The organism is Niallia alba, from assembly GCF_012933555.1.
GTDB classification, from domain to species: domain Bacteria; phylum Bacillota; class Bacilli; order Bacillales; family Cytobacillaceae; genus Niallia; species Niallia alba.
The window spans coordinates 4488250-4500219 of record NZ_JABBPK010000001.1 but is presented as its reverse complement, the minus strand read 5'-3'; the positions used below and the strand labels follow the sequence as shown (position 1 = coordinate 4500219).

The window sequence follows — 11970 nt, the reverse complement described above, 5'->3', positions numbered from 1 at the left end:
GCTTCCCGGCACTATTGGATAAGAGGAAGCATCAGTAATAGGCACTGATTTAAAGATTCATCCTTTTGATGCGTGTTTGATTAATGGATATTCTGCACATGCTCTAGATTTAGATGATGTTCATTCGGAAATTCGAGGAGATCCGTCTGCGATTATTTTGAGCTTATTACATTCACTAATAGAAAAGAAGCGTGATAGAGAACGCTTCTATGAGGCTTATTTAATAGGGATTGAAACGATGAAGTGCTTTGCTCAATTATTAGGTGCACAGCATTATGAAAAAGGGTTCCATACAACAGCAACTGCAGGAATTTACGGAGCGGTTGCTGCTGGAGCCCATTATTTAAATTTCGACTCGGAGAAATTCGCGCAAGCTATTAACTTATGTGTCTCAAAACTAAGCGGTTCTCGGAGTCAATTTGGAACAATGGTTAAACCGTTGCATGCTGGTATGACAGCCCAAAGTGCTTGGCAGATTCTTCATTTTATTGATAAAGGGATTGCAGGAAGTATTAATACAATTCAAGCAAAAAATGGTTTAATCTCTATGTATGTGGAGCAAAGAGAAAATCCATTTGAGATTTTCGAAAAGTGGGGAGACCCTTGGGCAATAGATAAACCAGGACTATGGTTTAAATTATATCCATGTTGTTCTGCGAATGCACATGCAATTGATGCAATCCAGTATATAAAGACACAGAAAAAATTTTCTGTAGATGAGGTTGCCTTTGTGGATTTGTACTTCCCACCCAATGGTGATGCTGCATTAGTTTACACCCACCCACAGAATGGGGAGCAAGGGCGCTTTAGCGTAGAATACTGTGTAGCTTTATTATTACTGGGGGAAGCGTTATCTATAGAGAACTTTTCTGTCGATCAAATTGCTACTGATGTCAATCAAGTAATGAAAAAAATTCATCGAAAGTATGATCACCGAATTCCAGTAAAAGTGGATAGCTATCCAAAAGATAGATATTGTATGGTAAAAGTAACTTTAAACGATGGTCGACAGTTGGTTTCTAGAGTGGATGCGCCAACAGGTTCACCAGGTAAGCCGCTAATAATGGAGGATTTAGTCAATAAAGCTAACACTCTATTGGGCGAACAAGCAAATACGTTAAACAAGTATTTTGCTGGAGGAATAGAAGGTTGGTAAGACAGTCGGTGTCAGGCACCATAAAAAGACAAATCATATCATTTTGTGTTTATCAGCAGGACGGTAAAAGTGTAGAATAATTTCGATAAGCTTATTGTGTCCATCAATTATTTTTTAGGCTTTCTCCCTTAATACTCAGAAACAATTTCATCTAAGGTGACCTGCCAAAAATCTGGTGTAATGGTATAACTCCTTGTGCTGCAATATCTCTATATCTTTTAAACGGAGAATTTCAAACAACAATTTGACTCTCTGTTTCAATGAGCAAAGAAAATGGCTGTATTCTTTTATAGGCGATTTTAATAATAGTGCAGCCTTCAAAAAAAGGACGTTTTCGGTAAAAGACTCTTATACCGAGAACGTCCTTTTTTTATCTTTCTTTAATCAACTGCACCCGTCCTACCTGTCCATCTTCTAGGCGAACCTTAATTCCATGAGGATGAAATGGAGACTTTGTTAAAATATCTTTTACAATGCCTTCTGTTCGTTTCCCTGTTCTTTGGTCTTGCTTCAGCACAATTTCAACGTGCAAGCCTGGAGCTATGTCTTTTCTATTCTGGCCGTTCATTACACACCCATGCGTTTTCTTTGATTATTTGGCTTTTTCGTCAGCTGACTTTTCATTTTCTGCATTTTTTGATTGCCGCTTAAACTTGCTTTGCCACCTTGTCCTTGCTGCGTTTTATTTGCCAACTGTTGTTTCATCGCTTCCTGCAAGCTAATTTTCTTTTTGCTTTCTTGCTCATTTGTCTGATTATCGTTCACGGAAGTTCCCTCCATTATTATAGAAATAAGGCTACTATCCCCATCATAACAAAGGACGGTGGATACTTCCAATCCAAAATCAGTGTCAGGCACCATAAAAAGACAAAAATTAGTTTTTATAAAGAGGGTTTTAATCATGTCCTTTAGCTTAGATAAAAAGAGAGTGCCATTCTTAACGGGATTCTGCGAAGGATGGCACTTTCAGATGAGAGCTTTGATAGAGCATGGCTTAGGAACTGGTGCCGATTATATTTTACTTGGATAATGGTAATTTATCAGGGTTCATAGTCATATACATTTCTTTAATTTTGTCCTTGATGATGTAAAAGCTCAAGATACTATGAAGTGTTCCATTCATGTAAATAACGATCGCGGGCTGACTATTGACATTTCTAATCTCAAAATAAAAGTCTTTTGGGACTTTTTTTATGATACCGTATAATAGGGATAAAACATTGGGCAGAGATACGATTGGGCGAACAGCAGCCCTAACTTTTCCTCCACCATCTGAGTAAAGGGTGACATTTTCATATATAAGTTCTAATAGGGAATCCATGTTTTGCGTTTGAAATGCTTGAATAAAGCGATTAATAATAGATTTATTCTTTTCATAGTTTAAACTTTCATCCCCTATATAAGGGATTTTTTGCTTAGCACGACTGAGAATTTTTCGACAGTTATCTTCGTTCTTACCTATGATAGTAGCGATTTCTGAATAGGAAAAATCAAAGACTTCTCTTAAAAGAAGGACTGCTCGCTCATTTGGTGATAAATGTTCCATCATTCGTAAAAAGGCAATACTCACTCCTTCTTTTTTCAATATAATTTCAGATGGATCTGAATCATTGGTTTCCTCTTGCAATAATGGCGCAGGATTCCATGGTCCCACATATTGTTCTCTTTTGTGTCGTACTGCCTTTAATTCATCAAGACAGCGATTAGTTACCATTTTACAGAGATACGCTTTCTTATTATCTATTTTCTGTTCTTCCATTTGATACGCTTTTAAAAAGGTTTCTTGCACAATATCTTCGGCATCCACCATTGAACCTAACATACGATAGCCTATGGAGAACAACAAAGGTTTAAATTGTTGATATTCTTCAGTGCTAATCTGCACAATATCCACTCTTTTCTTTTAGGCTGTTTTCGCAAAGTTTGTTGCAATGAACCCGCAGCCTGAAACACATTGCTATTGCTTTCTGTGGATTTTACGTGTATCAGACTGTTCAGTATATTTAAGTCATTTTTATCCCATTGCAAAAGTAATAATCTTTTAGAAAACAATCCTCCTTTTTAAAATTTCCTCTGCAATTTCCTTCGCACTACTGACTGCCCCCTCTGACAAAATAGAATTTGGAGAAGTCCAATCTCCTGCTATATATAATCCAGGAATTCCTAATTTAGAACACTGTAGCATCTGCTCATCTCCTATCTGAGGTAAGCGTTGATTAACTGTAATTTTAGGAAGGAAACGGCTAGTTATTTCATAGTTTTTCCACCCAGGCTGTATCTTTTCTAAGAATTGTTCAAGTTCCATTTTAATCTGCTTGCTATCTATCGTATCATCTGGATGGTGGTATCTAAAGACATGCATGACTGTCCCTTTTGCATCGTCAGAGAGTCGGGCGTAATTGGAATGGACGGAAAAATAGATTGGATTCTTTAAGTCCATGGCGAACAATTGTTTAGGATTAGGTAATTGTGATAAAGCAACATCGAACGTGGCTCCCTTTACAGGTATAATTTTGGTAATAGTGTCATTTGGAGCGAAGGGAGAGTTTTCTCCTAACATATGATGAAGTTCGTGTGGTCCTGTTGTACATATTACATGTTTTGCAAATATTTTCTCATCATTTGATAGAACTATTTTAAAATTGTCAGGTGCAAGGGGTGCGATGTGCTTAACCTGCTTATGTGTTTGAATCTGCACACCAGCGATAACAGCCTTATTATGGAGCTGGTCTATCATTGTCTGCCAACCGTTATCTAAATAATGTACGCCGCCACTAATGACAGTTTTTAAATGGGATACAATAATTTTGGCACTTGCTTTTTCGGGAGCGTGACAATAAGTAGCAAGTCTACCTAGTAAATAGAGTAATGCTTGAATGTTTTCTGAACTGGTTGTTTTCTGAACCCATTGTTTGAAGGTCTGTTGTGCTAGCTTTTCCTCATTAACGAAAACTACTTTTATCAAAACATTCGCCCATTCCATTCGTTCTTTCCAATTTAAAAAATTTGTTTTAATAATGCTTGGAAAAGTAAAAGGTGCAGTATATTTTAGGCTATCTTTAACTAAAATACCTCCTAATTTAGGTGACTTTCCTGGAAGCTGTACATTTAATTCTTCGAGAATTGACTTGGCTTTTCCTCTTTTATATAGTGCATGTGGACCTAAATTGAAATATTGTCGTCGTATCTGATCCGTTCTAGCCCTTCCACCAAGCTTTTTCCCTTTTTCGAGTACCAATATGGATAAATCGTTACGCGCTAAATAATTTGCTGCCACGAACCCCGACAGTCCCCCACCAACAATAACAACATCCCACTTTTGAATCATCTGATAACCTCCAATTGTTATTTTCATAAACAAGACGATGAAGAGGTAATAATTGTGACAAATTATTTAGTTGCTGGTATTGATATCCTTGGTAATTCTTTTTAGTTTCTGGTAAACGAGAAAAGTCCTTGAATCAATGGTACCCATAGAAAATAAAAGATTATAGTTCTATTAATGATAAACAAAATATGGTTTATTTAACCAATCGTCAGGTTTGTTTTGGTGGAAACAAATAGAGGAACGGTTCTTATAAGGTCACTCGACCCTCAAGAACCGTCCCTCCGTATTCCTTGTTTAATATTCCACCATCATTTTGGCTTTTGAAAGCTGAACATTACTAAACGCAATTCCCCCTAATATAAGAGCAACGCCGATCCATTGTAACATTCCCACATGTTCTCCTAAAACTAGCGCAGACATGGAGACAGCTACTGGAAGCTCAGATGCTGTTAAGATAGTGCCAAGTCCTGGACCGATCTGCGGCATCCCAATGGAATAGAGGAGAGGCGGAAGAACAGCACCGAAAATTCCAAGCAGCAATCCGTATGGTGCTACTCCTATTAAGGTTGGAATATCAACTAAATAAACGGGTGGGAAAACTAGAAAAACAACGAATAAACCACCCGCTGAAAGAAGACCACTCTTCAGAAGAGGAGCGGTATTTTTTCCGACGGATCCGCTAAGAAAAATGAATGTTGCAAAGGTAAAGGCTGAGAGTAGTCCCCAACCGGCACCTTGCCAGGAAAGGTTCATTCCCCCTTCTAAAGAAACGCCTCCAGCTAAGATGGAACCGAATAGGAGAATGATGATCGCAATTACCTTCTCTAAGGTAGGTTTTTTCTTATAAATGATCGTTTCGAAAAGTGTACCAATCCATACAAATTGAAACAATAAAATGATTGCTAGTGAAGCATTAATTGTTTGCAATGCTTGATAATAAAAGATTCCCGTCAATCCAAACGGAATTCCAGATAATAGTAGTTTGATAGCTTGAACGCGCGTAACCTTATATTTCCTTGTAAATAAAACAAGTATCCAAGTAATTAATGTACCAAATAAATATTGTGCTCCTGTTACCTCAGCCACTGAAAATCCAGCTGCGTATGCCAGTTTAACAAATGTAGATAAAATGCCGTAGCAGCACCCTCCTAAAAAAACAATTAATGCATAGTTCCATTTTTTCAAAATGAATATCCTCCTTTTCAACATAAAAAGCCACACAACTGTCTATAGACAATTGTGTGGCGAAAATAGAGTTTCCTCTAGAAAAATCCACGTCCTACGTAAGGTTTTATTATTCCATTCGTAATTTATCCCACTCTAAATGGACAGTTAGACTTCCGCCTCAAGCTTATGAAAATACGAGGAAGCTAGGTGGGAGATCAACTGTCCGTAAAGGTCCGATTGGTTCAACTAACTATCAGTGGGGATAAAGGAAAACCCCCACTGATGGAAGTTTCACTTTATTATAAGAACAATCTTCTTAGTTGTCAAAGGATTCAAAAGGATGAAGCCCCCCCTGACTGATACGGATGGAATGAAATAGTAAATAATAGTCAGTAGATCAATGAAGTATATGTAATGCTAGGATAATAGAACGTTCTGTTAAAAAGACGAGAGCATTTAACTGGTTGGGAATTGATAGGATATATTTGACAAAATTCTTCGCCGTTTTGTCAAATATTGAATCATTTATCAATTTAACAATGATAATCATTATCACTTATAGTTAATTTACAAATGAAAATTATTCTCATTTAAGAGGTGGTCAGAGTGAAGGTATTAATTAGATATGTGAGTATGACAAGCAATACAGAAGACATAATGATTGTTATAAAGAATAAATTAGAAACATTAAATTGTGAGGTTAAAGTAGAGGAATTAGACTTTGTCCACCTCCAAAAATTATCCGCGTATGATCTTGTTCTTTTCGGAAGCTATACATGGGGAGATGGCGATTTACCATATGAATTGGAGGATATGTATGAAGACTTAGATGATGTGGATCTAACTGGAATTTCCTTTGGAATCTTCGGCTCAGGTGATCGTTTTTATCCTGCCTTTTGTCAAGCTGTAGATCTTTTAGCAGACAAGGTAAAGGAAAGAGGGGGAGATGTGTTTAGCTCCTTATTAAAAATTGAGTTCAGTCCGGATAGTGAGGAGGAAGTGTTGGAATGTGAACAATTTGAAGTCGGTGTGTATGAGTGGGTAAAGGAAAAGGATACAAGTCATGCACGCTAATGGGGCGACCGCTGTCATTTCTACTTCGCCAAAAGAATTTTTAGTCTCGATAAAGAGGAAAGGAATTTTTTCTTTTAAAAATAATAAATGGAAGCTTGTGATTCCATTACATGACTCTATTTATCAGCTAAAGAGAATTGGTGAATATATAATGGGGGTTGGTGAGAGGGGAAGATATATTCAGCTTCATTTGAAATCAGGAAGATGGAGAACATCTTTCTTTCCAACTAGGCAGCGCCTATGGGATATTATTGGCAATGAGAGTGGGCTAGTTATTACCCATGCAGGGACACAATTACTAGTATCATATGATTTTGGGCAGAAATGGAGCATAATTTCTCTTTTTAAAGAACTTTCCGTAAGACCGATTATTCGTTCATTAAACTTAAATGATGAAGAGATATACGTAGGTACACTAATACATAAACAGAATGGTGGGTTATGGAAATACTCATTGTATTCCAATCGACTGGAATCGTTACGTTATGAAAAAGATAAGATGGTTTCATCTATTTATGTAGACAATTCTTTTCTTTGGATGACAACAGGGGCATGTCAAACCAAAAAAGGCACAATCTCCTTTCGGAATCATGGAGAAAACGAATGGCATTCGTTTTCTTCTCAAATAGAAGAACGTGTATTTTTAAGTATGGTACATTCTGATGATAAAATTTACGTTTGCTCCAGCAAGGACGAATATGGCTATTCGCGAATCTATTATTGTGACTTGTTGCAAATGAAATTAGTGCTAGTCGAAACAATAAAGGGTCATTGCTTTTGCGGAGCTGTTAGCGACGGAGACCTATTTTGGGCTGGCGGAGAAGAGTCCAAATGGATAAAACAAAGCTTAAAAGAGAAGCAAATACTTCATTGAGATGGGAAGTAGAGGGGCGGTTCTAACGTAACCTAATAAAAGAATATAGTTGGCCTAAGTTAGAGCGGAATGTTGGATAATGTAAACGAAATGTAACTTTGATGTTAAGTGTCAATTGCGAATAACTAGTGGTAATGGGGTTAAAAACCTCCTCTGAAATTGTACTGCACCCCAAAAGCTAGAGTGAAATCTAACTTTTGGGGTGTTTTTAAATCATGAGTCCAGTTCAATATCAAATCCATACCAGCCAATTAGCTGCTTAAATATAAAACTCTAACTTTTTGGGATCACCTCAAGAATACAAGATTCTTAGTGGGAGTTTTTCAGTATCTTGAACCATCCCTCTAGGTTTTTGTCAACAAGCATTAACTTAAAAAAATATACTTTTTTTATTTCTTGAAACTTCTTTTAATAAGCATTGTAGAAGTAACTCCTCAACTGCTGACAATAGAGCAATCGCTAAAAGCGTATATAAGAAAAAAATGCTGTTATTTAATAAAAAAAATGGAAGATAGAGAAATAAGGCGAAACCAGTTAGTTTATTTCCATATGTATGAATGGAAGTAAATGTGTGAAATTTATAATAGCCAATAGCCATAGCACAAACTCTTATCAATCCAATAAGCATTATCATACTCCAGATCCAAATTGGAAGCACGGTAGATGGGAGGACAATCATACCAACAATTGCTAAAAACGTCATATCTGCAATCGTATCTAAAACTTCCCCTTGTTTACTTGTAACTTGAAATTTCCGTGCAAGATAGCCATCTAACATATCGCTAATACCACAGATAAAATAAACTATCCAAAACCCCAATCCGCTATGGAAAAATAATAAGGTCAATGATAAAAGGATTCTAATGCCAGAAATTATATTTGGTATTAGACGTACCACATAACTCACCTCTATTCTGTATAAAGTATATCGCTTTTTTTGTTCGAACAGTGTGTTATATAAAAGAATTATGAAATATATGTGAAATAGTACACAAATTGGAGTGTTTTCAAAGTAACTGGAGTAAAATAGGGGTATAAAGGAAAGAAGGAGAGAAGTGAAATGTACTCTAATAATCAAACGCTTTCAAATATTGATGGTTATGTCAAAGGTTTTCATGTGAAGCCAATTCAAGAGACTTGTTTTTATGATACGGGATCTTATTATTCAAATGGTATTAATATTGAAGTACAGCTAAGTACTGAGCAATATGCGAATCTACTAAAATACGGATATTCTGGTAAGCAGCACAATGTCTATTTTACAGCAAGATCTAATCATTATGCCCATCTTTATGCAGCTTCAGCGGAAGACATTAACCAACTCCTAGAAGTAATTAGTAATTAAGGGAAACAGAGGGACGCCTCGGAAAACAAATCCATCATCTTATGTTTAAAAAGTGGCTATTGCCCATCATCATTAACTAGCCAGTTTTTCAGTGCCCACGGACGGTTCTTGTGATTCCTTTCCAGAACCGTCCATCTCTATGCTTTTATGTACCTATCCGGTAAATCTTCCTTGGTCTTCCTCTTGTAAGTGGAACTTCTTCACCGATTATTTTGGCAAGTCCTTGTTCTTCTAAGTTGGTAAGTATTCTTCTTGCATTTCTCGCGGTCATTTTAAGCCATTCCGAGATGTCTGCTGCTGTTATTGCGTGCTTTCCTAAATTTTTTTGGACAGAAGCCATTTTATTGTAAGTACTAATGGTTACTCCAGCTTTTTTGAGTTTATTGCTAAGTTCTTCATCTGTCACTCTGTAATTAAATCCAATCGTCTTTTTTTGATGAAGAGGACCGGTGATATTTCCTTTATCATCGACAAGAAATCCTGTATAGGTACCATATGCTTCGGCGTGTTCAAGTGCTAGGATTGCATTTTTTTCAGCAATCATGGCAGTATCCCCATAGCCGATGCCAACATTTGCTTTAGAATCTGTGAGTAGCTCTATCTGGAAAAGAAGAGAATTTCCTTCTTGGCTATTCCTTTCTATCGAGCCCCTTGTAGAGAAAATAAGAAAGCTTCCAATGCCGGTCGTAATAAAAGATCCTGAAACAGATTCGGCAAAATCTAATACCGAGTTTTGGATTTTTAAGTTTAATCGATGTAAATCATAGGAAATCGAATCCTTTGCTGCTGTATCCATCATCTCCCCGATTTTTATCATCATGACCGCAATTTGGGAATTACGGAAATGAAACTTTTCCCATTTTTCATATCCTTCGCTAATAGTTTGTTTAATATTTTCCTTTGTAGCAGTCACTCGATAAACAGGAATATTCATCGAAACAAGCTTTTCATAAACTGAACGTAGGGAGGTGATACAAATATCTACTTTCCTAGTTCGAAAGAGATTAGCATGATATTCTACAATTTCACTGGATGGAAGTCCTACATTATGTAATAAATGTAATTGGCCTAAAGGGATATGATTTTCCTGGTAAAGGTCGATAAATTGCTGTTTAAAAAAACTATCGATACTAATTCTTTCAATATTTTTTCTATCCTTATATAGAATATTTAATAGTATTATTGCGATGGACCCTTGATTAAAGCGTGGATAAAAGAATAATTGTTGTTTATGATATTTTTTCGTTAGATAGTAAGGGGTATATCCTGTACATATCCAAAAATCAACAAAATGCTGATTTTGTTCCACAATTGCTTCTGATTCACTTGGTTCGTTATAAATATAGGGGATAACTTCCAGCTTAGATTGAAAATCTGCAGCAATTTCCATTATATTTTGCACCGAGTCTTTTGGTCCTAGCAGACCAGCTTTTGCCTTCATGTATGCCTCCAACTGTACTTTTTCTAGAGTATACTATACAAAATAAAAGGTTTGCAAATTATATTTCCGTAATAATTCTGTAATAAATGATAGGTGGATTTTTTATGTCAGATAATCTAACAGTGTTTTTAATATGCATTATTGACTTTAATAATTTGTCTCTCTATACTTTAATTTAAGGAACAATTAAGGAATAATTCCGAATATAACGATGGAAATAAAGGGGGAGCAAAATGCAAGATATGATTACATTTGCTGCAACGGGTGATTCCTTTATCACTCGTAAACTTCCAGCAAAAAATAAATCTTATAAAGAAATTGCCGACATCATTAATCAAGCTGATTTTCGATTTACAAATTTAGAAGTAACGCTCCATCAGAATGAAGGCATCCCAGGAGCGGTAAGTGGAGGAACTTGGGCCATGGGTTCTCCAGAATTGCTGTCTGATTTAAGGAATTATGGATTTAATACGTTAGCATGGGCGAATAATCATACATTGGATTATTCTATTGATGGCCTAAAAGCAACAGAAAAATATTTAAATCAGTCAGGATTTGTGCATGCAGGGGCTGGACAGAATATGGCATATGCTAGCGAACCAAGATACTTGGAAGCGGAGACGGGAAGAGTTGCCTTGATATCAGCCACATCAACCTTTCATGAGTCTTGGGTGGCAGGTGAGCAGCGCCCTGACATGATCGGAAGACCTGGCATCAATCCACTACGTTATAATACCATCCACCAGATTACATCAGAGAATATGAACACTTTAAAAAAAATTGCCTCAGCCACTTATATAAATGCAACCCAAGAATTGTCAATTAAAGAAGGTTTTCGCTTAAGAAGAAATGATGGAATCTATTCATTTGGCGAATATTTATTCGAAGAAAGTAATGAAGAAGGTCAATCGACGACTCCTGATGAGCAGGATATGAAACGAATTATAAGAAGTATCAAACAAGCAAAAAGGCAAGCTCATTATATTATTGTTAGTATTCACGCACATGAAATGAGAAAAGGAGAGAAGGAACTACCTGCTCAGTTTTTAGAGGAATTTGCAAGAGTATGCATTGATGAAGGAGCACATGCTGTCATCGGACATGGACCTCATGTATTAAGAGGGATAGAAATTTATAAAAATCGACCAATATTTTATAGCTTGGGTAATTTTATTTTTCAAAATGATACTGTTCCTTATTTGCCAACAGACTTTTATGAAAAGTATCAATTAAGTCATACAGATAATGTCGCAGATGCCTTAGATAAAAGAAGTAAGAATAACACAATAGGATTCGGAATCAATCATAAAATCTGGGAATCAGTCATCCCTGTTTGGACAATGGAAAAAGGAGAATTGATAGAGCTAAAGCTTTATCCAGTGGAATTAGGCTATGGTAAAGACAGATATGAAAGAGGTTGGCCAGTTCTATCAGATAATCAGGACATATTGCTAAGACTAGCTAAACTCTCAGAGCCATATGGTACAAAAATCAATATAGAAGGAAATATAGGAGTCATTCGTTTAAATGAAAAAATAACTGCGGCTAAAATAGACAGAATCTTTTTATAATTCTAATATTAATA

At 36.3% G+C, this 11970-nt stretch carries 13 protein-coding genes; 6 read left to right on the top strand and 7 right to left on the bottom strand.

All coding sequences use genetic code 11. The features are described from left to right. Window positions 1-37 precede the first annotated feature (37 nt). Complete coding sequence (locus tag HHU08_RS25800; protein WP_169189734.1) at window positions 38-1156, top strand: MmgE/PrpD family protein; 1119 nt, start codon at window positions 38-40, stop codon at window positions 1154-1156. Window positions 1157-1526: 370 nt separating this feature from the next. Here the strand turns inward: HHU08_RS25800 and HHU08_RS21330 are convergent, their stop codons facing one another. Further along, the gene (locus tag HHU08_RS21330) at window positions 1527-1724 is read right to left on the bottom strand and encodes a YwbE family protein (RefSeq protein WP_016203518.1); all 198 of its coding nucleotides are present in this window, start codon (window positions 1722-1724) and stop codon (window positions 1527-1529) included. After that, window positions 1724-1921 carry a hypothetical protein gene (locus HHU08_RS21325; RefSeq protein WP_016203517.1) on the bottom strand — a complete coding sequence of 66 codons (198 nt, stop codon included), beginning with the start codon at window positions 1919-1921 and terminating at the stop codon, window positions 1724-1726. The genes HHU08_RS21330 and HHU08_RS21325 overlap by 1 nt, the downstream gene beginning before the upstream one ends. 136 nt (window positions 1922-2057) lie before the next feature. Between HHU08_RS21325 and HHU08_RS25580 the strand changes: the two genes are divergently transcribed. After that, window positions 2058-2186, top strand: coding sequence for a hypothetical protein (locus HHU08_RS25580; RefSeq protein WP_263479793.1), 129 nt, complete (start codon window positions 2058-2060; stop codon window positions 2184-2186). Here HHU08_RS25580 and HHU08_RS21320 read toward each other — a convergent pair. The 3 genes from HHU08_RS21320 to HHU08_RS21310 all read right to left on the bottom strand — a co-directional run bounded on the left by HHU08_RS21320 (window position 2175) and on the right by HHU08_RS21310 (window position 5669). Next, window positions 2175-3041 (bottom strand): RNA polymerase sigma-70 factor, encoded by an 867-nt coding sequence (locus HHU08_RS21320; RefSeq protein WP_016203516.1) that lies wholly within the window; start codon window positions 3039-3041, stop codon window positions 2175-2177. The two genes, HHU08_RS25580 and HHU08_RS21320, sit on opposite strands and share 12 nt — an antisense overlap. Window positions 3042-3197: 156 nt before the next feature. Beyond that, window positions 3198-4484, bottom strand: a complete 1287-nt coding sequence (locus tag HHU08_RS21315) for a phytoene desaturase family protein (protein WP_169189273.1) — start codon at window positions 4482-4484, stop codon at window positions 3198-3200. 294 nt (window positions 4485-4778) lie between these two features. Further along, window positions 4779-5669, bottom strand: coding sequence for an EamA family transporter (locus HHU08_RS21310; RefSeq protein ID WP_016203514.1), 891 nt, complete (start codon window positions 5667-5669; stop codon window positions 4779-4781). 588 nt (window positions 5670-6257) lie between these two features. Between HHU08_RS21310 and HHU08_RS21305 the strand changes: the two genes are divergently transcribed. Beyond that, a complete protein-coding gene (locus tag HHU08_RS21305) occupies window positions 6258-6725 on the top strand; it encodes a flavodoxin domain-containing protein (protein ID WP_169189272.1) in 468 nt (155 codons plus the stop codon). Further along, window positions 6715-7599: a hypothetical protein gene (locus HHU08_RS21300; RefSeq protein WP_169189271.1), complete on the top strand. Its 885-nt coding sequence runs from the start codon at window positions 6715-6717 to the stop codon at window positions 7597-7599. The genes HHU08_RS21305 and HHU08_RS21300 overlap by 11 nt, the downstream gene beginning before the upstream one ends. A gap of 370 nt (window positions 7600-7969) precedes the next feature. On the opposite strand, the gene HHU08_RS21295 is transcribed toward HHU08_RS21300, so the two are convergent. Further along, complete coding sequence (locus HHU08_RS21295; RefSeq protein WP_205835671.1) at window positions 7970-8497, bottom strand: CDP-alcohol phosphatidyltransferase family protein; 528 nt, start codon at window positions 8495-8497, stop codon at window positions 7970-7972. Between the two features lie 162 nt (window positions 8498-8659). On the opposite strand from HHU08_RS21295, the gene HHU08_RS21290 reads away from it, so the two are divergent. Next, complete coding sequence (locus tag HHU08_RS21290; RefSeq protein ID WP_016203510.1) at window positions 8660-8944, top strand: hypothetical protein; 285 nt, start codon at window positions 8660-8662, stop codon at window positions 8942-8944. 145 nt (window positions 8945-9089) lie between these two features. On the opposite strand, the gene HHU08_RS21285 is transcribed toward HHU08_RS21290, so the two are convergent. Next, complete coding sequence (locus HHU08_RS21285) at window positions 9090-10385, bottom strand: helix-turn-helix domain-containing protein (protein WP_016203509.1); 1296 nt, start codon at window positions 10383-10385, stop codon at window positions 9090-9092. A 233-nt stretch (window positions 10386-10618) separates the two neighbouring features. On the opposite strand from HHU08_RS21285, the gene HHU08_RS21280 reads away from it, so the two are divergent. Then, entirely contained in the window at window positions 10619-11956 is a 1338-nt protein-coding gene (locus HHU08_RS21280; RefSeq protein WP_016203508.1) for a CapA family protein, read from the top strand. The last annotated feature ends 14 nt before the right edge of the window (window positions 11957-11970 follow it).

Bases quoted from the DNA above. Each gene is read 5' to 3' on its own strand.
- HHU08_RS21300 (WP_169189271.1), top strand. From the start codon at position 6,715: ATGCACGCTAATGGGGCGACCGCTGTCATTTCTACTTCGCCAAAAGAA.
- HHU08_RS21330 (WP_016203518.1), bottom strand. From the start codon at position 1,724: ATGAACGGCCAGAATAGAAAAGACATAGCTCCAGGCTTGCACGTTGAA.
- HHU08_RS21280 (WP_016203508.1), top strand. From the start codon at position 10,619: ATGCAAGATATGATTACATTTGCTGCAACGGGTGATTCCTTTATCACT.
- HHU08_RS25580 (WP_263479793.1), top strand. From the start codon at position 2,058: ATGTCCTTTAGCTTAGATAAAAAGAGAGTGCCATTCTTAACGGGATTC.
- HHU08_RS21315 (WP_169189273.1), bottom strand. From the start codon at position 4,484: ATGATTCAAAAGTGGGATGTTGTTATTGTTGGTGGGGGACTGTCGGGG.
- HHU08_RS21285 (WP_016203509.1), bottom strand. From the start codon at position 10,385: ATGAAGGCAAAAGCTGGTCTGCTAGGACCAAAAGACTCGGTGCAAAAT.
- HHU08_RS21290 (WP_016203510.1), top strand. From the start codon at position 8,660: ATGTACTCTAATAATCAAACGCTTTCAAATATTGATGGTTATGTCAAA.